Origin of the sequence: Nocardioides sp. S5, assembly GCF_017310035.1 — a bacterium.
Taxonomy (GTDB): Bacteria; Actinomycetota; Actinomycetes; order Propionibacteriales; family Nocardioidaceae; genus Nocardioides.
The window spans coordinates 4,412,898-4,436,811 of sequence record NZ_CP022296.1 but is presented as its reverse complement, the minus strand read 5'-3'; the positions used below and the strand labels follow the sequence as shown (position 1 = coordinate 4,436,811).

Below are 23,914 nucleotides of genomic sequence, written 5' to 3'. Positions count from 1 at the left end.
ACGGCGCGGTGAAGGACGGGGCTACGCCGTAGCCGAGGCGTACGAGTCGCCGAGGCCGTCGAGGACGTGGGTCGGTGCGGCGGGAGCGGGTCCGGCGAGGCCGGTCGTGACGAGGGCGACGGCTGCGACGAGCGAGCCGAGGAGCGGGCGGTTGGTCATCGTGCGACGGTAGGCCGACGGACGGCGTTTGGCCACAGCCCCAGGGGGCGGACGCAGCGGACCCCGGTCGCCGAGGGGCGACCGGGGTCCGTGACTGGCAGTGGAACTACCAGACGCGCCGGCTCGAGCCACCGATCGGGACGAAGTTGAGCACCAGGCCGACCACGATCAGGATCAGGCCGATGGTGGTCAGGATGCTCTGGGGCAGCAGCAGCCCGAGGATGAGCAGGATCAGTCCGAGGACAATCATGTTTTCGCCTCCTAGTAAGCAGCCCACTGTGGGCGGCCGGTCCACTGTGGCGTCGGGGCCCGGAAAAGGAAAGTCGGTCCGCCCGTAGGGGTGGGCGGTCCAGTCCGCTCGCGGGACGTGGCTCAGTCCGCGGCCAGCGCCCTGACGGCCTCGTCGATGGCGAGCGTGCGACGGGCCGACTCGACGTGGAGGTTCTCCACCATCTTGCCGTTCCAGGTGACCACGCCGGCGCCCTTGCCGTCCTCCCAGGCCGCGATGAGGCCGTGGGCGTCCTCGACCGCCTGCGCGCTGGGGGCGAAGGCGGCGTTGGCGCCCTCGACCTGTCCGGGGTGAATGAGGGTCTTGCCGTCGAAGCCCATCTGCCGGCCCTGCTCGCACTCGGCGAGGAAGCCCTCGGTGTCCTTCACGTCGTTGTAGACGCCGTCGATCACGGCGATGCCGGCGGCCCGCCCGGCCAGGAGCGCGGTGTGCAGGCTGGGCAGGATCGGCGCACGACCCGGCACGTGCTCGGCGTACAGCTCCTTGACGAGGTCGTTGGTGCCGAGCACGAAGGCGCCGAGGCGCTCGGACGCGCGGGCGATCGCGAGGCCGTCGAGGATCGCTCCGGGGGTCTCGACCATCGCCCACAGCTTCGTGTGGTCCGGGGCGCCGGCCGCCTCCATCGCGGCGACGAGCTGCTGGACCTCGGCGGCGCTGCCGACCTTGGGCACCACGATCGCGGCCGGTCCGGCCTGGCTGGCGGCGACGATGTCGTCGTCGTGCCACTGGGTCCCGATGCCGTTGACGCGGATGGTGACCGTACGCCGCCCGTAGTCGCCGCTCGCGGCCGCCGCAGCTGCGGCCTCACGAGCAGCGGGCTTGGCGTCGGGGGCGACGGCGTCCTCGAGGTCGAGGATCAGGCCGTCGCACGCGATCGTCTTCGCCTTCTCCAGCGCCCGCTCGTTGGAGCCGGGCATGTAGAGCACGGAGCGGAGAGGGGTGAAGTCAGTCATCTCAGGCCTCCAGCTCGATGGCGTCGTACTGCTTCTTCAGCTCGGGGTCGATCGCGGCGAGCTCGTCGGCGAGGGCGACCATCACCTGGCACTGCTTGACCGAGGCGTCGTCCTCCATCTTGCCGTCGATCATCACCGCGCCCGTGCCGTCACCCATCGCGGCGATGACGCGGCGGGCGTGGGTGACGTCCTCGACGCTGGGGGAGAACACCTTGTTCGCGATAGCGATCTGCACCGGGTGGAGCGACCACGCGCCGACGCACCCGAGCAGGAAGGCGTTGCGGAACTGGTCCTCGCACGCCTGCACGTCCTTGATGTCCCCGAACGGCCCGTAGTAGGGGTAGATCCCGTGCATCGCGCAGGCGTCGACCATGCGGGCGATCGTGTAGTGCCACAGGTCCTGCTGGTACGTCGTCCGCTCGGCGTCGTACTGCGGCACGCCGAGGTCGTCGCGCGTCGGGTCCTGGCGCACGAGGTAGCCCGGGTGGCCGCCGCCGACGCGGGTGGTCTTCATCCGGCGGTCCGCGGCCAGGTCGGCGGGGCCGAGCGACAGGCCCTGCATACGCGGGCTGGCGCCGCAGATCTCCTCGACGTTGGCCACGCCGCGCGCGGTCTCGAGGATCGCGTGCACGAGGATCGGCCGGTCGAGGCCCGCCTTCGCCTCGAGCTGGGCGAGCAGGCGGTCGACGTAGTGGATGTCCTCGGCGCCCTGGACCTTCGGCACCATGATCACGTCGAGCTTGTCGCCGATCTCCGTCACCAGGGTGACCAGGTCGTCGAGGCCCCACGGGCTGTCGAGTGAGTTGACCCGGGTCCAGAGCTGGGTCGGACCGAAGTCGGTCGCCTTCGCGATGTCGACGAGGCCCTGGCGCGACGTCTCCTTGTTCTCGGCCTTGACCGCGTCCTCGAGGTTGCCGAGCAGCACGTCGACGGTGCCGACCATGTCGGGCACCTTGGCGGCCATCTTCTCGTTGCCGGGGTCGAAGAAGTGGATGGCGCGGCTCGGCCGGGCGGGGATCTCGCGCAGCGGGGTGGGAGCACCGACGGCGAGGGGGGCGAAGAAGTCCTTGGCGGGGCGGGTCATGGGGCGAAAACTACCGCCGCCTGCACCGGCGTGGATATGACGCATGTCTCGGCCGGCGGCTTGGTGCGCGCTGCTACGACTGGGGCACGCGTCCCCGACTCGAGGAGCGACCGGTGGAGCTCTACCTTCCCGTCGTCGTGCTGTCCGCGATCGCCGGCCTGTTCGCGGTCGGCTCGGTGCTGATGAGCTCGGTGGTCGGCCCGAAGCGCTACAACAGGGCGCGTCTCGACTCCTACGAGTGCGGGATCCAGCCGGTCTCCGACCCCGGGCGCACCAACCGCACCATCCCGGTGCGCTACTACACGGTGGCGATGACCTTCATCATCTTCGACGTCGAGATCATGTTCCTCGTGCCCTGGGCGGTCCACTTCGACCAGCTCGGCACGTTCGGCTACCTGGCCACCGTCCTCTTCATCCTCAACCTGTCCATCGCCTACGCCTACGAGTGGCGTCGCGGCGGGCTCGACTGGGACTGACCGGAAGGCGGTCGCTCAGCTGCCACCTCAGCGGACGACCTTGATCCTGACGACCTTCGAGCTCGATGCCTTCGCACCGCTCATCCCGCCGTAGTCGGCGCGCAGCTTGTAGCGCCCCGCCGCGAGCTTGGCGAGCCGCACCTTCGCAGCGCCCGCGGCGCCGGCCTTCAGCCGCACCTTCGCGACGAGCTTGCGGCCGGCGTAGATCTTGACCACGCCTGTCGGCGAGGCGATGCCGGTGGCCGACACCTTGATCTTCACGACCGCCCGCTTCGCGACGCGCACCGAGGACGGAGCCTTCAGCACGGTGCGCGAGGCCACCGTCGCCGGAGCGGGCGTCGGGGTCGGCGTGGGCGTCGGGGTGGTGGTCGTCGTGGGCTCCGCCGTGGCGAGGACCGCGGCCGACGTCACCGTTCCCGGAGCGTGGCCCGGCATCGTCGCCGTCACCCGCACCGAGATACGCCGGCCGGCGTCCGCCGCGCGGACGACGTACGTCGGGCCGGTCTCGCCGGCGACCGGCTGGCCCTCGACCAGCCACTGGCGGGTCTGCGTGACCGTCGACGGCGTCCAGGTGGCTTCGACGGCCTGGAGGGCCGTGCCGACGCGGCCGGTGCCGGACGGGGCGGCGAGCGACGGGGACGTCGGAGCGTCGCCGATGACGCCGGTCACCGGCGGGCTCGTCGCCGTGCCGGTGGTCCGGCCGGGGAGGGTGCCGGTGAAGCGCACGGTCAGGGAGGCGTTCACGTCGTCGACGCGGACGGCGTACGTCGTGCCCGTCCCTCCCGCGACCGGCTGGCCGTTGCGCATCCACTGGATGGTCTGCTCGACGCCGGGCAGGTTCCAGGTCGGCGGCACGGCGACGAGCACCGTGTCGACCTTGCGCGGCCCGGACACGCTCGGCAGCACCGAGGCCGTGGGAGCGTCACCGATCTGCGCGACCACGGCGGTGCTCGTCGCGGTGCCGCTCGCGCGACCCGCCAGGGTGCCGGTGTAGCGCACGGCCAGCGAGGAGTCGAGGTCCTCGGGGCGCACGGTGTACGACGACGTCGTCTGGCCGGTGACCGGCTGTCCGTCACGCAGCCACTGGATGCTCTGCTGGACGCCGGTGAGGTTCCAGGTCGGCGGCGAGCCGGTCAGGGTGGTGCCGACCTTGCGGGTGCCGGAGACCGTCGGCGACGACGTGGCCCGCGGTGCGTCGCCGAGCAGGCCGGTGACCGGTGCACTGGCGAGGACGGCCGCTGTGCGACCGGGCAGCACTCCGGTGTAGCGGACCGTCAGCGACGCGCCGAGGTCCTCGGGCCGCACGGTGTAGGACGAGTTCGTCTGGCCGCTGATCGGCTGTCCGTTGCGCAGCCACTGGATGCTCTGCTGGACGCCCTGCTGCTCCCAGGCCGGCGGGGTGCCGGTGACGACGGCGCCGACCTTGGGGATGCCCTGGATCCTCGGTGGGGTCGTGGCCGTGGGTGCCGCCCCCTCACGCGCCGTGATGGCGTTGCTCGACGCAGTGGTCGGTTCGCGGCCCGGCAGTGCGCCGGTGGCGCGCAGCGTGATCGAGGCGTTGAGGTCGCCGGGCGCGACGGTGTACGTCGCCGACGTGGCGCTGGAGATCGCGGTGCCGTTGCGCATCCACTGCAGCGTCGTCTCGGTCTCGGCGGGGTCCCAGGCGACGGACGTCGAGGTCAACGTGGTGCCGACCCTGCCGGTGCCGGAGATCGTGGGCGCGGTCGTGACGGTGGCGCCGGCGCCGGGCTTGCCGGTGACGGCGGCGCTGGTCGAGGTGCCGGTGCCGAACTCCGCCGAGGTGCCGGTGGCCACGACGGTGATCGAGGCACCGACGTCCTGCGCGCGGACGACGTACGTCGGTCCGCTCGCGCCCTCGACGGGTGCGCCGTTGCGGCGCCACTGGTAGGTGTTGGTGGTGTCGGGCGTGCTCCATGTCGGCGCGACCGCGACCAGGGTCGTGTCGAAGACGCCGGTCCCGTCGATGGAGGGCGGGGTCGTGGCGGTGGGCACGCCGCCGATGGTGAAGGTGCGCCACGCGCCGGGGTCGGCGTAGCGGCCGTCCACATCGACCGACGCGACGCGCCATTCGTAGGTCGTGCCGACCTTCATCGCCGTCGGCGGCGCCCAGGAGGTGGCAGGGGTGGTCGTGGTGGTGGGGTAGGAGCCCTGGGCGCGGAGCTCGACGCGATACTTGCTCGCCTCGGCGACCGCACCCCAGCGCAGCACCAGGCCGCGTGGCCCGACGGACGTGCCGGCAGCGGGGGCCGTCAGTGTGGGCTGCTTGAGCTGGACCTTGAACTCGCCGACCGCGGACCAGTCGCCCCTGTTGCCGTCCGGGTCGACGCGACGCACGCGCCACACGTAGGAGCTGTCGGCGGCCTGCAGGGTCTGGACCGTCGGGGACACGGTGGACCCGGTCGTGAAGGCGGATCGCTTCGCGCCGAGGACGTTGACCTTGAGGTTGGCGCCGGAGAAGTTGCGGTCGGCGTTGGCCGCGACCTGCACGTCGTAGCCACCGGCGAAGGGCAGTGCCTCCCAGCGGAACGGCACCGCGCCGGTGACGACGGGGACCTTCCCGTCTGTCACGACCGGCGAGGTCAGCGTCGGGACCGGGCTCTTCGTCGCGAAGGCGCGAGTTTCTGACCATGCGAGAGCGTTGTTGTTCGCGTCGATCGCGCGAACGCGCCACCACAATGGACCTTCGCGGTAGAGCCGGTCGGCTGCCGTGTAGGTGGTCTGGTCGACGAGAACATCGTCGATCGGTGAACCAAAGGCTGGGTCGTCGTCTACCTGAAGGCGGTAGCGCATCGCGGACTGGTAGCTCAGCTCGTCCGTAGCGTCGTAGACCGCGGCGCGGTTGGTGTCGAAGTAGTCGGTCCACTCGAAGGTGACCTCGGTGGTCACCGTCGTTGCGTCCTTGGCGGGTGACAGCAGCTGCACCTGAGGAGAGCTCTTCCTGAACGCGTGACGGGACGGGTTGATGGTCGACTCCGGGTCGGGGCCGCACTGGATGGCCGACTTGCAGGGCTGGATGAACCAGTAGTAGGCGTTGTTGGCCTGGCTCTCCTCGAGCGCGAGGAAGGGGTAGCCGGCGCGCGGAGCCCAACGGGTGTTCACGGTCCTTGGCGGGTTACCGGCGAGCTCACCGCTGGTGAAGTCGGGGTCTCGGGAGACGCGCACGCGGTACTCGGATGCGTAGGGCACCGGGTCCCAGTCAAGGACCGGAGTGGCGGGTACGCCGTCACAGAGTGCGCCGCTGTTGCTCAGGGTCTCGGTGCAGGCGGCGCCCGCATCCAGGCTGGAACCGCTGAGGGCCAGCCGCTGGCCCGTGACGGGCCCGAGCGGCTGGACGACGAAGCTCTCGTTCGAGCTCGTGCCCAGGACCTGGTTGTCCTTGCTGTAGGCGGTCACCCACCACAGGTAGGTCCCCTCGTCGAGGAACTTCACCGAGGTGTCGGTAGCGGAGGGGTAGTAGAGCTTGGCAGCGAGGATCGGCGCCACGCCGTCGGCGTACGGCGAGCCGGTCGCTGCGTCTGCGATGTCGATCCGGTAGTACTCCGCACCGGTCATGGCACCCCAACGCAAGTGGGGCGCGTCGTAGGTTGCGGGCCCCGGAAAGAGCTCGAGCGGAGTAGACGTGTCAGGAGGAGTCGAAAGCGTGAAGGTCCGCGAGGCGATCTGGGTGGTGCGCAGTGCCTTGTCCAGCGCGCGAAGCTCCCACGTGAAGGCGCCCTTGGCGGGGTCGAGCTTCAGGTCGAAGGGCGTGTACGAAGTCGAGTGGGTCGACGCCGCCTTGATGACCGCACCGGCCTGGAGCAGCTTGACCTCGTAGGTCTCCGTCCCGTTGATGGGTGCCCAGGCCAGGGTCGGGACCTCGACGGTTGCGCCGTTCTGAGGAGTGGAGATCGAGAACGCGTCCTGGTCGGTGTAGACGAAGCTCTGCCGGTCGGAGAAGATTCCCTCCACCCCGGTCGTCCGGAAGGGACGGTCCATCGGCCGGACCTTCCAGTAGTAGACGCGGTCCTCGGCCGACGGCATGCAGGCGTCGACCGACGGGCCGATCTCGCCCGGCGTGTAGGTCGTCCCGGCGACGACGCACTTCCATGTGACCTTTGGGTTGACGAGCGGGTCGTCGGTGAAGTTCGGGTCGGTGCTGAGCCAGACCTCGTAGTTGGAGGCGTGGGGCACGGGCTCCCACTCGTAGTAGAGGTCGTTGCTGACGTGCTGGAGGGTGCCCGCGGGGTCATAGGGGTAGACCAGCTGAGGCTTGTCACGCCACTGGCGATCGAAGAAGTAGTGCTCGTCGGGCGAGACGCGCACCCACTCCGTCGGGTTGTTGTCGAGGTCGCGCGCCCGCACGCGCCAGTAGTACTGGCCGTTGCCGAGGGTCGTCTTGGGAGAGAAGCGGGTCCCGTAGATCTGCGCCGGCACCTGCTGCGAATCGACCGGGCTGCCGAAGTTGACGTCGTCGTCCACCTCGAGCTCGTAGTACTTCGCACCCGGCACCGGGCTCCAGTCGAGCACGACATCGATGACGTCCTCGTCGGTCGAGGGACCAATGATGGTGGGCTGCACGATCGGCGCGACGGTATACGAGCGGTCGTCGGAGTAGTCGGTGGAGAAGCCGTCGGCGAGGTCGGCGCGCACCCGCCAGTAGTAGGTGACGTCGGGCGCCTGGTTGTTCGGCACCACCAGCGCGGTCGCCTCGGTGGGGTAGGTGCTGGGGCTGACGAAGCCGGGCTCGTCGTCGACCTCGACGGTGTAGGACGCCGCCCCCGAGACCGGGGCCCAGGTCAGCAGCGGCGGGTCCGCGGGCTGCGCGAGGGTGATGCCGTCGTCCGGGCCGAGGAGCACCGGCCCGGCGGCGGCGGTGACGGTGAAGGCGGATGTGGCCCAGTCGCTCCACGCGCCGGTCGAGTCCTTGGCCCGAACGCCCATGTACTGCTGGCCCTTGCCGAGGAGCTTGGTCGGCACCGAGACGGTGTTGACGGTGGCAGACGTCCACTCCGCCGAGCCGAAGGCCGGGTCGTTGTCGACGCGCACCTCGTAGCCGACGGCCTTCTCGACCGGCTCCCAGCTGAGCTCGACCGAGGGACCGGTGTCACCCGAGGGCCCGGTGATCCGAGGTTCGGAGACGGCGGCGCTCGCGGGCACCGCCTGGAGCGCGACCGCGGCGACCGCAGCGGCGACAGTGGTGTGGACCAAGCGGCGCGTGCCGGTGGTGGACCAGGACGTGGACATGCTTCCCCCGGGGATCGCGTCAACTCGAACTTGACGGACGCTATGCGCCCCGGAGGGATGTCACCCGGCGATCGGGCTGAAGTAGTCCGTTCGGGCCATGGGGAGTGCCCGATCGGTCAGCGGCGCCGCCACCACCGCCGCTTCGTCGGCTCGGGCGGGGCGGCCGCCCGCGCCGCGCGCTGGGCCTCGATGCGTGCCGTACGCCGCTCGCGCCACGACTCGACCTCGGCGTCGACGTCGCGCTGGCGGGTGATGACCGGGGGACCGGACGGACCGACGGGCGGGGTGTAGAGCGCGCGGCGCACGTGGGCGTTGAACTCCTCGACCTCGCGACGCACCTCCGACTCGACGTTGATGCGGTCGAGCCGTCCGTCGAGCTCGGCGTCCTCCTTGCGGATCGCCAGCGCCGGCGGGAGGAGGGCGATCTGCTCACGCTCGACGAGCTTCTTGACCCACCAGTCGGGGTCGTGCTCGACGCCGAGGTCCTCGATCGGCTTGCCGGCTCCGGGCAGGTCGTCGAAGTCCCCGCGCTCCATCGCCAGGCGGATCTGCTGGTCGACCCAGGTGGCCTGGTGGGCGATGCGTGCTGCGGCCGCCGAGCGACCGGTGCGCTCGTCGCGCTCGGGTCCGCGACGTGGGGGCTCGACCCCGGACTGCTCCGGGGACTCGTCGTGCTCGGGCATCACGGTCACCTCCGTGCACACCAGCCTAGAGGGGGCGGACCAGCGTCCAGCGTCGGTCGACGGGCCTCACTGGTAGGACACGAACCGGACGTCGGGCAGCGCGCGGCGCACCTGCTGCGGGCGCATGCGCGGGACGTCCTCGTCGTAGAAGACCTTGAAGCCCATCGTGAACTTCCGCGGCACCGCGACGTTGCGGTAGGTCGCGAGCTTGTCGGCCGGGCTGCCGAACCCGTCGACGTGCTGCACCATCGCCAGCCCCTCACGCCGGCGCACCCTGCGGATGTCGGGAACCATGCCGTCGGTGAACTGGTGGATGACGAAGAGCTTCTCCGGAAGCCCGTTGTCGCGGGTCAGCCGCGCGAGCCAGCCGGCGGTGCGGTTGATCTCCCGCGCGGAGACCGACCCGATCGTCTGCCCTGGGAGCTCGCCCGGCCCGACCCGCCACTCAGGGTCGAGCGCGAGGCCGACCCACGGGTCCTCGAGCGCCCACTCCCACCGCTTGGCGGTGGTGAGGAAGTCGGTGCGACCGGGCTGGAGGTCGAGCAGCAGGAGCACGCCGTGACGGCGGGCGGCGTCGATGTAGGACTGCACCCGGCTGTGCAGGACGTCGTGGGCGTGGTCGCCGTCGGTGCCGGGGACGTCCGCGCCGTCCGCGACGGTGACGATGAGCTCGTAGACCGGTTGGAGCCGCTCGCCGCGCTGGAGGAACGGCTTGCCGGCGCGCACGATCCGCTCGAACGCGCGGTCCGGGTCGGTCTCCCCGAGGACGCCCAGCACGCCGGTGCCGGCGGTGCCGTAGTGGGCGGTGAGGAAGCGCTTCTTGCCGAAGACGGTTCTCCCGCCGCCCGGCAGCCGGGTGGGCGTGCGCTCCGCGACCCGGCCGTCCGTGGCCGCGACCGGGGAGGGGGGCGTACGGTCCGCGCCCAGGGCCGGCGCTGCGGCGAGCAGCGGAAGGGTGAGCAGTGCCGTCGTGAGCGCGGCCAGGCGCGCCCGATTCCCCCGAGTCATGGCGGCGAATCTAGTGCACGCACTGCGGCCGATGTCTCCAGCGGTCGGGAGGTTGTCAGGCTCTCCCGGAGGTTGTCAGGCCGTGCAGAGGCCGACAACCTGAGGGATCCCCGGTCGGCCGGGGATCCCTCACGGGGCAACGGGCGCGTCGCTGAAGGCGTGCTTCGGCGCGGCCAGCAGCGCGAGCGCGGCGAGGAAGGACGCGCCGGCGCAGACCGCCCAGACGGTGAGGTAGCCGCTGAACGGCGCCACCTCCTCCGCGGTCGCGTCGAGCGAGCCGGTCGCGGTCAGGGCGATCGCGAAGACCGCCGAGGCGATCGCGCCGCCGACGGTCTTGGTGCCGTTGGTCATGCCGGTCGCGATGCCGGTGCGCTCCGGGGGAGCAGCAGCGGCCGCCGCGGCGGGCAGGGCCGCGACCAGCGCGCCCGACCCGAGGCCGGCGATGCCCATGTTGACGAGCGCCTGCCACGTCTCGGTGTTGAAGGGCAGCCACAGCAGGTAGCCCAGCCCGACGAGGCAGCACGCGACGACCAGCGCACGGCGTACGCCGCCCAGGAGCCGCGTCGTCAGCGGCAGGGTGAACGCGCCGATCGCCAGCGTCACGACGTAGAGCCCGATGAGGGTGGAGATGAAGGCGGGCTCCGCGCCGAGGCCGTAGCCGCGCTCGACGGGGTCGGCCTGGGCGTAGGTCGACAGGGGGATCTGGCCGCCGAGGACGGGGATGCCGAAGAGGAAGGCCGTCACCTGCACCGGCCACTGCGCGGGGCTCGAGAGCAGGCGTACGTCGACGATCGGCTCGGGATGGCGCTGCTCGAAGCGCCAGAAGGCGGCGAACACCGCGACCGAGGCCAGGATCGTCGCCCAGCCGCGCAGGGAGCCGGCCCCGTCGAGGCGCAGCCAGACCAGGCCGCCCATCAGCACGCCGAGGGCGACGGTGACGAGGGCCAGGCCGGTCCAGTCGATGCCGCCGGTGTCGTCGCCGGGTGCCTGCTCGACCCCAACGAGGATCACGAAGAAGACGGCGGTCACGACCACGGCGGGCATCGCGAGGAGGAGGTTCATGTCGAGCGACTCGACGAGCACGCCGCTGGTCACCGCGCCGATGATGACGGCGAGCTCGAGCGCCCCGACCAGGATCGCCGCCCCGCGGCGGGTCAGCAGCTGCTGGCGGCCCGAGTCGCGCGTGCGGCGGTGGATGATGGCGATCTCCAGCGGCAGCCACACGACGTAGGCGCCCTGGATCGCCCAGCCGATGAGGAAGGTGGTGAAGTCCGGGGCGAAGGCCAGCCACCACGAGCCGAGGGCGGTCACGGCGGTCGAGACGAGCAGCACGGTCTTGTGCCCGACGAGGTCGCCGAGCCGCGCCAGGAGCGGGATGCACAGCGCGCTGACGATCAGCTGTGCCGCCTCGAACCAGTTGATGTCGCCCTCGCTGATCGACAGGTGCTCGGCGATCTGCGGGTAGATGGGCGTGTAGTAGCCCTGGAGGATCCCGCTGGCCACCTCGACGAGGACGAGGAAGCCGACGATGGCCGCCAGGCTCCTCGCGGCGGTCTGGGCCGGGGGCCGGGTGGTGGTCATGAGGGGAGCCTCTCGATCAGCAGGGCGTACCAGCGGACGCCGTCGAGCAGGTCGGCCACGCCGAGGTGCTCGTCGTAGGAGTGGATGGCCTCGCGCTGCGCCTTCGTCATCCTGAAGGGGGCGAAGCGGTAGACGTGCTCGCTGATGGCGGTGAAGTGGCGCGAGTCGGTGGCCGCCATCATCACGTAGGGCGTCGCGACCGCGTCCGGGAAGACCGCGCCGATGCAGTCCTCCAGCAGCTCGAACCGCTCGTCCATCGGGGAGAGCGGCGAGGGCTCGCCCGACTCGACGACCTCGATGCGGATCGAGTCGTCGGCGACGGCCTTCCGGACGTGCTCGACCACCCCGGCCACGGTGTCGCCCACCATCACGCGGATGTTGAGCCCGGCGCGGGCCGTCGAGGCGATCACGTTGAGGGCGGGTGACCCGCTGAGTGTGGTGGTCGCCACGGTCGTACGCGTCATGGCGGCGGCCTCGGGGCCGGCGGCGAGGAGGGCGCGGGTCACCACTGGCGCCATGCGGTCGGCACGGGACAGGAGCGGACGCAGCGGGAGCGGGACGTGGGGGGCCAGGCGGCGCATGAGCTCGAGGGTGGGCGCCGGTGCGGAGGCGGGGAAGGGTGACTTCTCCACCCGCAGGATCGCCCTCGCGATGCGGGCCGTCGGACCGTTGGGCGCGGGCGTCGAGGCGTGCCCGCCGCGTCCCTCCGCGACCAGCTCGAGCGAGGTGGTGCCCTTCTCGGTCACGCCGATGACGCCGAGCGGCGCCTTCACGCCCGGGAACGCGCCACCGGCGATCGCACCACCCTCGTCGAGCACCAGCCACGGCGTCACGCCCCGCTCGCGCAGGACGCCGACCGCCTCGATCGCCGCGGTGCCGCTGACCTCCTCGTCGCAGCCGAAGGACAGCCAGACGTCCTGGGCCGGGACGTGGCCGGCCTCGAGCAGCTGCTCCACCGCCGCGCAGATGCCGACGACGCAGCCCTTGTCGTCGAGGGTGCCGCGACCCCAGATCGCAGGCCCCGTGGGGCTTTCGTGGATCTCGCCACCGAACGGGTCGTGCTGCCAGGGCGCGTCCGGGTCGACGGGTACGACGTCGAGGTGGGCCATGAGGACGACCGGTCGCTCGGCGCTCACGCCGGCCCAGTGCGCGAGCAGCCCGTGGGTGCCGACGCGGATCACCTCGAGCCGCTCGTGGAGCAGCGGGAACTGGTGGGCGAGCTCGGCCAGGAGCTGCTCGAAGGCGTCGGCGTCGACCCTTGACGGGTCGCGGTCGCTGACGGTCGGGATGCGGACGAGGGCCTGCAGGGCGCCCACCGCACGTCTCTCGATGGGCAGAGCGGTCATGGGCTGACCGTAGTGCTCCAGCGGCCGCGATGGACCAGATTCGTACGCCGCTCCCGTCGCACCGGTGACCCCGCCGCACCGGTGTCGGCGAGCCGGTGCCCGACGGTGATCGCGCCGACGGGGGCGTGGTCGTCGGGGATGCCGAACGCCGAGCGGAAGGAGGCGACGTGCTCACTCGGGATGCCGAAGAAGCACGCGCCCAGGCCCTCGTCGACGGCCGTCTGGAGGACCAGCAGCGCCGCCATGCCGGTGTCGACCCACCAGTACGGCACCGCCCACCGGTCCTCGCTCCGGTCGGTCCAGCCCTTGTCGGGCTCGGCGTAGCGGTCGAGGTAGGCGTCCTTGCTGGCCAGCGGGACGATCACGACCGGTGCGGTCCGCATGCCGTCGAGCCACGCGTTGTGCGTCTCCGGGTCGGCGCCCGTGGACTCCCAGAACCGGCCGACGTCGGCGGGGGTGTCGAGCACCAGGAAGGCCCAGCCCTGGCTGAAGCCGGCGTTCGGCGCGCGCTGGGCGTGGGCGAGCATCCGGTCGACCACCTCCGGGTCGACCGGGGCGTCGGAGTAGCGGCGCACCATGCGGCGACGGCGTACGACCTCGCGGAACTCCATGGCCGCCAGCCTCCCACTCTCCTCCGCGGCGCGGGTACTCCCGCTGTAACGCCGGGTTACTGCTTGTACCCCCCTGGATATATCCGGGTGGGTACAGGTACTAACCCGGCGTTACAGCAGCGGGCCGGGCGCGAGGCCCGTCTCGGATCCGAGACGCACCCCCGCCGCGCCGCGTTGACCCCGGTGGGCGTTGACGATGGACTGGCGGCATGGGCTTCGAGCAGATGTGGCGTGACCTGGCGCCGGTCGGGCGATCGGCCGCGTCCGGTGGCTACTTCCGCCAGCCCTGGGCCTCGGCCGAGTCCGAGCTCCGCAGCTGGTTCGCGGAGGAGTGCGCCGCGCGCGGGCTGACGGTCGAGACCGACGGCATCGGCAACCAGGTCGCCTGGTGGGCGCCCGCCTCGGCGACCGGGAAGGGCGTGCTGACCGGCTCGCACCTCGACTCCGTCCTCGACGGCGGGGCGTACGACGGTCCGCTGGGCGTCGTCTCCGCGCTTGCCGCGGTCGACACGATGCGGGGGCGTGGCTTCGAGCCGGGCCGGCCAATCGGGATCGGGGTCTTCGTCGAGGAGGAGGGCTCGCGCTTCGGCCGCGCCTGCCTCGGCTCGCGCCTCGTCACCGGCGCGACGTCCTGGGACGACGCTCGCGAGCTGCGCGACCGCGACGGCGTCTTCCTCGCCGACGCCGTCGAGGCCACCGGGCTCGACCCGTCGACCGGGCTGCTCTCCCTGGAGAGGGTCGGCACCTTCGTCGAGCTCCACGTCGAGCAGGGCCGCGACCTCGTCGACCGCGACGTCGCGGTCGGGCTGGCCAGCGAGATCTGGCCGCACGGGCGCTGGCGCTTCGACTTCGCCGGCCAGGCCAACCACGCGGGCACGACCCGCATGGAGGACCGCCACGACCCGATGCTGACCTATGCGATGACCGTCCTCGCCGCCAACAAGCAGGCCCGGCTCGCCGGCCAGCGCGCGACCTTCGGCCGGATCTCGGTCGAGCCCAACGGCACCAACGCCGTCCCCTCGCTCGTCACCGCCTGGCTCGACGCCCGCGCCTCCTCCGACGACGCGCTGGCCGAGATGGTCGACGCCGTCGGACGTCAGGCGCAGGACCGCGCCGGTCGCGACGGCACCTCGCTCACCGTCACCGCGGAGTCGGTCTCCGGCTCGGTCGCCTTCGACCCGGACCTTGCCGCGCGGCTGGCAGGGCTCGGCGACTGGCCCGTGATCCCGACGCAGGCCGGCCACGACGCCGGCATCCTGTCCGACGCCGGGATCCCCACCGCGATGGTCTTCGTGCGCAACCCCACGGGCGTCTCGCACTCGCCCGACGAGCACGCCGAGACCTCCGACTGCCTGGCCGGCGTCGACGCGCTCGCCGACGTGCTCGAGGAGCTCGCCCGGTGACGGCGTACCTCCTCGAACGCGCCTGGCTCGGCGACCGCTTCGCCGACGACGTGCTCGTCGAGGTCGAGGCAGGCCGCTTCACCTCCGTCACGCCCGACAGCGACCCGCCGCGCGCGATCCCGGTCCGCGGCCTGGTCGTCCCCGGCCTCGCCAACACCCACAGCCACGCCTTCCACCGGGCGCTGCGCGGGCGCACCCAGCGTGAGCGCGGCTCCTTCTGGACCTGGCGCGACCAGATGTACGCCGTCGCCGCGCGGCTCGACCCCGACACCTACCTCGCCCTCGCGCTCGCGACCTACCGCGAGATGGCCGCCGCCGGGATCACATGCGTCGGGGAGTTCCACTACCTCCACCACCAGCCCGACGGCACGCCCCACGCCGACCCGAACGAGATGGGGCTCGCGCTCGTGCACGCGGCCCGCGAGGCCGGCATCCGGCTCACCCTGCTCGACACCCTCTATCTCTCGTCCGGCTTCGGCGCGCCGCCCGAGGGCGCGCAGGCGCGCTACAGCGACGGGTCGGTCGAGGCATGGCTGGAGCGGGTCGACGGGCTGGTCGTCGAGCCCCACGCCCGCGTCGGCGCGGCCGTCCACTCCGTGCGCGCCGTCCCGCGCGAGGCGCTCGACTCAGTGTCGGGCTGGGTCGGTGACCGCCCCCTGCACGCCCATGTCTCCGAGCAGGTCGCGGAGAACGACGCCTGCCTCAAGGCGTACGGCGTCACCCCGACGCGGCTGCTCGCCGACCACGGCCTCCTGCGACCCACGACGTCGCTGGTCCACGCCACCCACCTGAGCGACGACGACATCGCGCTGATCGGCGGGGCGGGGGCGTACGCCGCCTTCTGCCCGACCACCGAGCGCGACCTCGGCGACGGCATCGGGCCCTCGCGCCAGCTCCACGACGCCGGTGCCCGGATGACCCTCGGCAGCGACAGCCACGCCGTCATCGACCCCTTCGAGGAGATGCGCGCCGTCGAGCTCGACGAGCGGCTGGCCACGCAGCAGCGCGGCCACTGGGCCGCGGCCGAGCTGCTCACGGCTGCGACGACCGACGGCCACGCCTCGCTGGGATGGGGTGACGCTGGCGCGATCGCCGTCGGCCGGCGCGCCGACCTCGTCGTGATCGACCCCGCGACGCCTCGCACCGCGGGCACCGGGCGCGACGAGAACACCGTCGTCTTCGCCGCGGCCGCCGAGGACGTACGCCGCGTCATGGCTGACGGTCGCTGGATCGTCGAGGACGGCGACCGCGCCGCGATCGGGCGCGAGCTCGACGAGGCCATCGGGAGGATCTGGACATGATCACCACGGTGATCACCGGCATCGGTGAGCTCGTCACCAACGACCCGGCGCGCGCGGAGCAGGGCGGCCTGCTCGGGCTGGTCCACGACGCCGCCGTCGTGGTCGAGGGCAGCCGCGTCGCCTGGGTCGGTCCGGCCGCGGAGGCGCCCGCCGCAGACGTGCACGTCGACGCCGGCGGCCGGGCCGTCATCCCGGGCTTCGTCGACTCCCACAGCCACCTCGTCTTCGCCGGCGACCGGTCGGGCGAGTTCGAGGCCCGGATGACCGGCGAGCCCTACAGCGCCGGTGGCATCCGCACCACCGTCGCCGCCACCCGCGCCGCCAGCGACGAGCAGCTGACCTCCCACGTCGCGCGCCTGGTCGCCGAGATGCGCGGGCAGGGCACGACCACCGTGGAGATCAAGAGCGGCTACGGGCTCTCGGTCCACGACGAGGCACGCGGTCTCGCGGTGGCCCGCCAGTTCACCGACGAGACCACGTTCCTCGGCGCCCACGTCGTCCCCGCCGACACCGCCCCGGAGGACTACGTCGCTCTCGTCACCGGCCCCATGCTCACGGCGGCTGCACCGCACGCCCGGTGGATCGACGTGTTCTGCGAGGACGGCGCCTTCGACGTCGACCAGGCACGAGCCATCCTGCAGGCCGGCACCGACAGCGGCCTGCGCGGACGCCTCCACGCCAACCAGCTGACGTACGGCGGCGGCGTGCGCCTGGCCTGCGAGCTCGGCCTCGTCGCGGTCGACCACTGCACGTTCCTCTCCGACGCCGACGTGGACGCGCTCGCGTCGAGCGGCACCATCGCGACGCTCCTGCCGGGGGTGGAGTTCTCCACCCGCCAGCCCTATCCCGACGCCCGCCGCCTCCTCGATGCCGGCGTACGCGTCGCGCTGGCCAGCGACTGCAACCCCGGCTCCTGCTTCACCTCGTCGATGGCGCTCTGCATCGCGCTGGCCGTGCGCGACATGCGGATGAGCCCGGCCGAGGCGCTGCACGCGGCCACCGCGACGGGCGCGGCCGCCCTCGGCCGCGACGACGTCGGGGTGCTCGCCCCCGGGAAGGCCGCCGACCTCGTCCTGCTCGACGCGCCGTCCCACGTCCACCTCGCCTACCGTCCCGGCGTGCCCCTCGTCGCCGGGGTCTGGCAGGCCGGGCGCCCGGTCGTCGCGCGGTAGTCCACCGGGAAGTGGCTCGACAGCCGGGGGCGAAATCAACCTGCTAGCGCAACACCGTCTGGATCTGTTGGTTTCGACAGTAGGGCGGTGAGGGCTTCGGTGGGGGTGTCCCAGTCCAGACGTTTGCGTGGTCGGTCGTTGAGCTCGTTCGCGACGTAGGCCAAGTAGTCGGGGTGGTATCCGGACAGATCGGTGCCCTTGGGGAAGTACTGGCGCAGGAGCCCGTTGGTGTTCTCGTTCAGGCCGCGCTGCCAGGGTGAAGCGGGGTCGCAGAAGTAGATCTTCACGTCGGTGGCCAAGGTGATCTGGGCGTGGTTGGCCATCTCGATGCCCTGGTCCCAGGTGACGCTGCCCCGAAGCCGATCGGGGAGCTGGGCGAGGGTCTGGATCATCGCTTCTTGGACCTCGATTGCACCGTGGCGTTCGGGCAGGTGCAACAGCATCAGGAAGCCCGTGGTCCGCTCGACCAGGGTGCCGATCGCGGACTTGTTCTCCTTGCCGGTGATCAGGTCGCCCTCCCAGTGTCCGGGCACGGCCCGGTCCTCGACCTCGGCGGGACGCTCGCTGATGTTGACCATGTCCTTGATCCGGCCGCGGCGTGCCTCGCCACTGCGGCGGGGTCTGCGGATGGCGCGCCCGGTGCGTAGACACACCGCCAACTCACGCTTGAGAGCGCCGCGGCCCTGGACGTAGATCGACTGGTAGATCGTCTCGTGTGACACCCACATCTCCGGCTGGTCGGGGAACTTCTTACGCAGCCGCCGGGCGATCTGCTCGGGACTGTGCTTGCGGGCCAGTCTGGACTGCACCTCCCGACGCAGTCGCTCGTTGAGCGTCAGCTTCGCCGGGCGGCCCTTGCCGCGAGCCCGACGCTCCGCACCGACCTGTGCCAGGTGCGGGGAGTAGTTCCACGGCGTGGAGCGTCGTCTGCCATCGCGGGCCGGGCGGCCGTAGTTTGGTTGCACAGGTTCTTCGCGATCTCGCGGCTGATCGTCGAGGGCGACCGGCTCAAGGATCGCGCGATCTCGCGGATCGACTCCTCACGCTCCATCGCGGCATGGATCCACTCACGCTCGAGCATCGACAAGCGTCGGTACGTGGCCGGCCTGCGGCTGGGTAACTGCTTCACACCGCCAGCCTCACGAAACCACCGGCGTGCCGTCGTGACCGGCACACCGACACGTGAGGCAGCCTCCTCCACCGAGCAGCCCGCCGCGATGCACTCCCACAACCCTCGACGTGCCGCCATCAAGTAAGCCATCACAACCTCCTCATGAGAGGTGTTGCGTTAGCCCCTTGAACTCGAGGGGACCCGGACAGCCATTTCCCGGTGGACTACCCGCTCCGCGGGCTACCTCAGACCCACCCCCACGCCGCTGCGCGCCCCATCTGAGGTAGCCACCCACTCCCGGATAGGGCACGCGCCCGATGTCCGGGCCTACCTCACGGACGCACTCTCTCCTCATGGCCCGGAAGAGGCCTACTGAGAAGAGGAGAAGGACATGTTCACCACCGACAGCTTCCTGGGTGCCGAGATCGCCTACCGCCAGGACAAGGTCCGCCAGGACTACGGCGTACGCCGTTGGACGCGGGTCCGCGCCACCGACACCCGGAAGTGACCCGCACCGCGATCGACCCGCGGCTGTCGGCGGGAGGCGACACAATGTCGTCCGTGCCGGCCCTGCGCACCACCGATCTCATCGGACGCGATGCCGAGCTGGAGCAGCTGAGTGCCCAGCTCGGCATCCGTGCGTCCGGAGCCGGGGCGACGGTGCGCGCGATGCTCGTCGCCGGCGACGCAGGTGTGGGCAAGACTCGGCTGATCATGGCGCTGCGCGACACCGCGCTCGAGGCCGGCTGGCAGGTCGTCGCCGGCCACTGTCTCGACCTCGCCGACAGCTCGTTGCCCTACCTCCCCTTCTCCGAGGTCCTCGGCCGGGTCATGGCCGACCAGCCCGACGTGGCCGGGCGGGTGCTCGATCGCCACCCCACGCTCGCGCGGCTCCAGCCGGGGCGCCGCATCCGCAGCAGCGAGACCGCGTCGGGCGACCAGGCCCTCGACCGCGGCAACGTCTACGACGCGTTCGGCGACCTCCTCTCCGCCGTCGCCGAGCAGGCGCCGGTGCTCGTGGTCGTCGAGGACGCCCACTGGGCCGACGAGTCGACGCGCGACATGCTCAGCTTCCTCTTCTCCCGCCCGGTCCCCGGCGTCTCCCTCGTCGTGTCCTACCGCTCCGACGACCTGCATCGCCGTCACCCGCTGCGCCGCCAGGTCGCGGAGTGGATGCGGCTGCGCGGCGTGGACCGCCTCCAGGTCGAGCCGCTCACCGATGACGACGTACGACTCCTCGTGCGTGCCCTGAACCCCTCGACGATGTCGGAGGCCGAGTACTCCTCCATCGTCGACCGCGCGGAGGGCAACCCGTTCTTCATCGAGGAGCTCGTCGGCGCCGCCTGGTCCGGCCAGGTGCCCGGCGAGCTCGCCGACGTGCTGCTCGTCCACCTCGACCGGCTCGACGACACCACGCGCCAGGTCGTCCGCCTCGTCTCCGTCGCAGGTCGTCAGGTCAGCCACCAGCTCCTCGCCGCGGTGTCCGACCTCTCCGCGACCGAGCTCGAGGGCGCGCTGCGCAACGCCGTCGAGTCGCACGTCCTCGTCGCCTCGCGCGGCGGCACCTACGCCTTCCGCCATGCGCTGCTAGGCGAAGCGGTCTACGACGACCTGCTGCCGGGTGAACGGATGCGTCTCCACGCCGACTTCGTCTCCGCGCTGGGGGAGGGCCGGGCCGTCGGCACGGCTGCCGAGCTCGCCCAGCACGCCCGTCGCGCCGACGACCGCCCCGTCGCGGTGCGGGCGTCCATCGAGGCGGGCGAGGAGGCGCTCGCCGTCGGCGGTCCGTCCGAGGCGGCCACCCACTTCCTCGACGCCCTCGAGCTCGTCGACACCGCGCGCACCCCGGTGCCCGACGTCGACGCCTTCGCGCTCGCGCGGCGCTGCGCGGAGGCGCTCATCGCCTCGGGCCGGGTGCCGAAGGCGGTGAAGGTCCTGCGCTCGCGCCTCGCGGCGCTGGGGACCGAGGGTTCCGACGTCGACCGAGGCCAGCTCCTGACGTCCCTGGCCGCGGCCCTGATGCTCACCGACACGACCGAGTCCCCCAGCGAGATCGCGGCGGAGGCCGTCGCGCTGCTGCGCGGCGCCCCGCCCAGGCTGCTGGCGCGCGCGCTCCTCGTCCACGCACAGAGCCTGGGCGGGTGGCACGCCGACGAGGCACGAGCAGTCGCCCTCCGGGCCCTCGAGATCGCCGAGCGGAACGACCTCACCAGCCTGGCCGTCGAGCTGCACACCACGGTCGCCGGCCTCGATCCGGCCGGCAGCGCCAGCCCGAGCGCGGGCTGGAGGGCGGCCGCCGACCGCGCGCGGCGAGCCGGCCTGGTCGAGCCGGAGCTGCGCGCGCTCTACCTCCTCGGTCGACTGCACCACGACGACGGCGACCTCGATGCCGCCATCGAGGTCTACCGCGAGGTCATCGCACGCAGTGAGGTCGCCGGACTGACCTGGTCGCCCTATCCCGCCGAGGCGCGCCTGCTGCTGGCCGTCGCGCTCACCCACCAGGGTCGCCTCGACGAGGCGTGGGGCCTGCTCGACGTGAGCGGGCAGAACCCGCCGATGGTCTTCGAGTGGCTCTACTTCGCGCACCAGATGCTGATCACGATCGGCATCCGCGGCGAGTCGAAGCCCCAGGCGCTCGAGCGGTTGCGTGACTACTGGGGCACCGACGGCCTCACCGCCATCTCGTCGGCGAGCGCCGGACTGCTGCGGGCGGCGGCAGTGGGCGACGCCGAGGGTGCCGTCGCGGTCTACGACGAGGTGGTCGCGACGGTGGTCCCCCTGTGGCACGACTGGTTCCAGGCCAGGCTCCGCCTCGCGACGCTGGTCGTGGCGGCGGTGGCCAGCGCCGCACCCCACCTGTCCGCCGACGAGCGGCAATCAGCCGGCGCCGAGGTCGACCGCATGATCGCCGACGGCGGGAGGGTGATGGACTTCTACGCCCCCTACGACGGCAGCCACGGTCCGGAGTACCGCATGTGGGTGGCCCGGCGGGCCGCCGAGCACCTGCGCTGGCGCTGGCTCGCGCAGCTCGACCCGCCGTCGGCCGACGAGCTCGTGTCGGCCTGGCGCCACGCGGAGGAGACGGCCGTGGAGTTCGGCAGCGTGCCCGAGCTCGCCCAGACCCGGGTGCGGCTGGCGGGCGTGCTGCGCGCCACCGGCGATGCAGCGGGCGCCCGCGCCGCCGCCGATCTCGCGCGCGAGGCGGCGCACGCGATGAGGGCCGAGCCGCTGCTCGCCGAGCTGCGCGCCCAGGGGTCCGCCCCGGCCCCGGCGACAGGGGCCCCGGCTGCGGTGCTCACGCCCCGCGAGGCCGAGATCCTGGCCCTCGTCGCAGAGGGACGCAGCAACGGCGAGATCGGCAAGCAGCTCTTCATCAGCACCAAGACCGTCTCGGTCCACGTCTCCAACATCCTGGCCAAGCTCGACGCGGCGTCTCGCACGGAGGCGGCAGCCGTCGCCCGGCGCCGCGGTCTGCTCTGAGGCCTGCTCGGGGTGCCGGCGTTTGCCGACCACCCCCGCCGGGTAGGCAGGGGCCAGCCCACCCCACAGCCACAGATCACGGAGCCACCCCATGAGCGCAGGTCGCCGTCTCGCCACCGCACTGGCAGCAGCGGCGGTGATCGTGTCGCCGACGCTCGTCGCGGCAGCCCCGGCCGGGGCCGTTCCCTCGGCCGAGGGCAGGACCCCCGACTCCGCGGTGTCGACGCGTGACGTGCAGCCGCTCGCCCCGCCGGCCCCGCTCGTGCGCTCGGCCCCGGACTCCGCCAAGGCGGCTGCGCGGTCCTACCGGCGCCCGCTCTTCGCCTTCTGGGGCAAGAAGTACAACCGCCTCGACGGCTTCGGCTTCACCACCGCGGTCCGCGGCTCGGGCACCGGGATCCAGGTGCAGGCCGCGTGGAAGACCTACCGCGGCGTGAAGCCGATCCTGCCGAAGAAGGTGTTCGTCCAGGCCCGGGTCGACGGCGGGAAGTGGACCCGGGTCGCCGGCGCCCGCGGCAAGGTCGGCCGCACGCTGGTCACCGCCCGCATCCCCGACCACGTCGTCCCCGCCGGCATCGTCGCGCAGACCGTCGACTACCGGCTCAGGACGAAGAAGATCACGAAGGGCCCGAAGCGTGCGCGGCGCAGCGTCGCCTCCGACCCGGTGACCGTCCGCTTCGAGAACCAGGCGATGTACACCGGTGACCAGGCCCGCTTCTACGCCCCCATCGCCAACCTGTGCCCGAACGCCAGCGTCACCATCGACACGGCCGGCATCACCGAGGACCACACCGGCGTCTTCGACTGGCAGTACGGCATCACGATCGACGCCGCGACCCTGGCGACGCTGACGCAGGAGCCGGAGGTCAGCAAGCTCGGCATCTCGATCCACGAGTGCGCGCACGCCAAGCAGTTCTACAACTGGGGTGGCACCAACCAGGACTGGAGCGCGCTCGTGGCCCGCTCCGCCGAGGTCTTCGTGGCCGACGACAACCCCGACCCCAACGTCGCGACCGTCCCGATGGCGCCCGCGTGGTCCCCCCTCGAGCACGCGGCCGACTGCGCCAAGGAGCTCATCTCTCCCGAGCGCTACCGGACCTACGGCGGCTACTGCAACCCCGCCGAGTACGCCGCCGCCGGCCTCCTCTGGCAGAACCAGAGGTACTGACCGCCGGGCGAGGACCACCGGTCAGCCAGACTGCACGTCATGTCTGACTTCCGGTGCTCCTTCGCCAGCGTCGACGACCAGGAGCCGATCGCCGGCACCGCACCGACCGATCCCGAGGTCCTGCTGGTCGAGAGCCCCGGTCCCTGGGGGCGCGACGCGGTCGCCGACAACCGCCTGCCGGAGGTCGTCCGCACCCACCTGGCCGGGCTCGACCTGAAGGTCTTCCTGCTGCGCCGCTACGACGGCAGCGCCGGTCCCGGCACCCACGTCTTCCACGCCCGCGCGACCGACGAGGGCTACGACGTCGGCGCCGCGGTCCTCGACCGGCCCGAGGACCTGCTGGACCTCGACCTGCGCACCCTGCCGGCGTACGCCGACCCGCTGTGGCTGGTGTGCACCAACGGCAAGCGCGACCGCTGCTGCGCCGAGCTCGGCCGCCCGATCGCGGACCTGCTCGCGCAGGAGTGGCCCGACGGCACCTGGGAGACCACCCACCTCGGTGGGCACCGGTTCTCCGGGACGCTGCTCGCCCTGCCCAGCGGCCTCACGCTCGGGCGCCTCGACACCTCCAACGCCCTGGCCGCGTGCGAGGCCGTGACGCGGGGTGAGGTGCCGGTCGAGGTGACCCGCGGCCGCGCCGGCCGGCCGGGCGTCGAGCAGGCGCGCGAGCTCCACGTGCTCACCGGCGGCGACCCGCGCGACGAGCTGGTGGCCGTCCCGGGACCCGTACGCCGCCAGTCCTGCGGGGACGACAAGGTCAAGGCCACCACGCGCTACGAGGTGCGGACGCCCTGATAAGAGCCTTCCTCCGCCCGGAGGGGTGTGGGACCGTGGTCGCGCCGCCG

At 72.1% G+C, this 23,914-nt stretch carries 17 protein-coding genes and 1 pseudogene; 7 read left to right on the top strand and 11 right to left on the bottom strand.

Features of this window, described 5'->3' with window-relative positions:
• Window positions 1-21 precede the first annotated feature (21 nt).
• The 4 genes from CFI00_RS21885 to CFI00_RS21870 form a co-directional block, all read right to left on the bottom strand.
• Window positions 22-159, bottom strand: a complete 138-nt coding sequence (locus CFI00_RS21885; RefSeq protein WP_207083052.1) for a hypothetical protein — start codon at window positions 157-159, stop codon at window positions 22-24.
• Between the two features lie 106 nt (window positions 160-265).
• Window positions 266-409, bottom strand: coding sequence for a hypothetical protein (locus tag CFI00_RS21880; protein WP_175507317.1), 144 nt, complete (start codon window positions 407-409; stop codon window positions 266-268).
• 122 nt (window positions 410-531) lie between these two features.
• Complete coding sequence (locus tag CFI00_RS21875; protein WP_207083051.1) at window positions 532-1,401, bottom strand: CoA ester lyase; 870 nt, start codon at window positions 1,399-1,401, stop codon at window positions 532-534.
• Window position 1,402: 1 nt separating this feature from the next.
• Window positions 1,403-2,485 (bottom strand): CoA ester lyase, encoded by a 1,083-nt coding sequence (locus CFI00_RS21870; RefSeq protein ID WP_207083050.1) that lies wholly within the window; start codon window positions 2,483-2,485, stop codon window positions 1,403-1,405.
• A 113-nt stretch (window positions 2,486-2,598) separates the two neighbouring features.
• Between CFI00_RS21870 and CFI00_RS21865 the strand changes: the two genes are divergently transcribed.
• Window positions 2,599-2,961 (top strand): NADH-quinone oxidoreductase subunit A, encoded by a 363-nt coding sequence (locus CFI00_RS21865; protein ID WP_207083049.1) that lies wholly within the window; start codon window positions 2,599-2,601, stop codon window positions 2,959-2,961.
• Between the two features lie 27 nt (window positions 2,962-2,988).
• On the opposite strand, the gene CFI00_RS21860 is transcribed toward CFI00_RS21865, so the two are convergent.
• From CFI00_RS21860 to CFI00_RS21835, 6 genes are all read right to left on the bottom strand, one after another.
• Entirely contained in the window at window positions 2,989-8,205 is a 5,217-nt protein-coding gene (locus tag CFI00_RS21860; RefSeq protein ID WP_207083048.1) for an Ig-like domain repeat protein, read from the bottom strand.
• 116 nt (window positions 8,206-8,321) lie between these two features.
• Window positions 8,322-8,888, bottom strand: a complete 567-nt coding sequence (locus tag CFI00_RS21855; RefSeq protein WP_207083047.1) for a DUF1992 domain-containing protein — start codon at window positions 8,886-8,888, stop codon at window positions 8,322-8,324.
• A gap of 66 nt (window positions 8,889-8,954) precedes the next feature.
• On the bottom strand, window positions 8,955-9,896 hold the full coding sequence (locus tag CFI00_RS21850; RefSeq protein ID WP_207083046.1) for a hypothetical protein: 942 nt from the start codon (window positions 9,894-9,896) through the stop codon (window positions 8,955-8,957).
• A 129-nt stretch (window positions 9,897-10,025) separates the two neighbouring features.
• Complete coding sequence (locus CFI00_RS21845; RefSeq protein WP_207083045.1) at window positions 10,026-11,477, bottom strand: MFS transporter; 1,452 nt, start codon at window positions 11,475-11,477, stop codon at window positions 10,026-10,028.
• Window positions 11,474-12,823: a M20/M25/M40 family metallo-hydrolase gene (locus CFI00_RS21840; RefSeq protein WP_242532567.1), complete on the bottom strand. Its 1,350-nt coding sequence runs from the start codon at window positions 12,821-12,823 to the stop codon at window positions 11,474-11,476. Before CFI00_RS21840 ends, CFI00_RS21845 begins: the two co-directional genes overlap by 4 nt.
• Complete coding sequence (locus CFI00_RS21835; protein WP_207083044.1) at window positions 12,820-13,434, bottom strand: nitroreductase family protein; 615 nt, start codon at window positions 13,432-13,434, stop codon at window positions 12,820-12,822. The genes CFI00_RS21840 and CFI00_RS21835 overlap by 4 nt, the downstream gene beginning before the upstream one ends.
• Window positions 13,435-13,643: 209 nt before the next feature.
• Between CFI00_RS21835 and CFI00_RS21830 the strand changes: the two genes are divergently transcribed.
• The 3 genes from CFI00_RS21830 to hutI are packed head-to-tail and all read left to right on the top strand — an operon-like array spanning window position 13,644 to window position 17,310.
• Entirely contained in the window at window positions 13,644-14,837 is a 1,194-nt protein-coding gene (locus tag CFI00_RS21830) for an allantoate amidohydrolase (protein ID WP_207083043.1), read from the top strand.
• On the top strand, window positions 14,834-16,138 hold the full coding sequence (locus CFI00_RS21825; protein ID WP_207083042.1) for a formimidoylglutamate deiminase: 1,305 nt from the start codon (window positions 14,834-14,836) through the stop codon (window positions 16,136-16,138). Before CFI00_RS21830 ends, CFI00_RS21825 begins: the two co-directional genes overlap by 4 nt.
• Window positions 16,138-17,310 carry an imidazolonepropionase gene (gene hutI / locus CFI00_RS21820; protein WP_207085676.1) on the top strand — a complete coding sequence of 391 codons (1,173 nt, stop codon included), beginning with the start codon at window positions 16,138-16,140 and terminating at the stop codon, window positions 17,308-17,310. The genes CFI00_RS21825 and hutI overlap by 1 nt, the downstream gene beginning before the upstream one ends.
• A 35-nt stretch (window positions 17,311-17,345) precedes the next feature.
• Here hutI and CFI00_RS21815 read toward each other — a convergent pair.
• Window positions 17,346-18,346: pseudogene (locus CFI00_RS21815) on the bottom strand (IS30 family transposase); the annotation flags it as partial.
• 636 nt (window positions 18,347-18,982) lie between these two features.
• On the opposite strand from CFI00_RS21815, the gene CFI00_RS21810 reads away from it, so the two are divergent.
• From CFI00_RS21810 to CFI00_RS21800, 3 genes are all read left to right on the top strand, one after another.
• Entirely contained in the window at window positions 18,983-21,901 is a 2,919-nt protein-coding gene (locus CFI00_RS21810) for a helix-turn-helix transcriptional regulator (RefSeq protein WP_207083040.1), read from the top strand.
• 91 nt (window positions 21,902-21,992) lie between these two features.
• Window positions 21,993-23,069, top strand: a complete 1,077-nt coding sequence (locus CFI00_RS21805; protein ID WP_207083039.1) for a hypothetical protein — start codon at window positions 21,993-21,995, stop codon at window positions 23,067-23,069.
• Window positions 23,070-23,108: 39 nt separating this feature from the next.
• Window positions 23,109-23,864 (top strand): sucrase ferredoxin, encoded by a 756-nt coding sequence (locus tag CFI00_RS21800; RefSeq protein WP_207083038.1) that lies wholly within the window; start codon window positions 23,109-23,111, stop codon window positions 23,862-23,864.
• The last annotated feature ends 50 nt before the right edge of the window (window positions 23,865-23,914 follow it).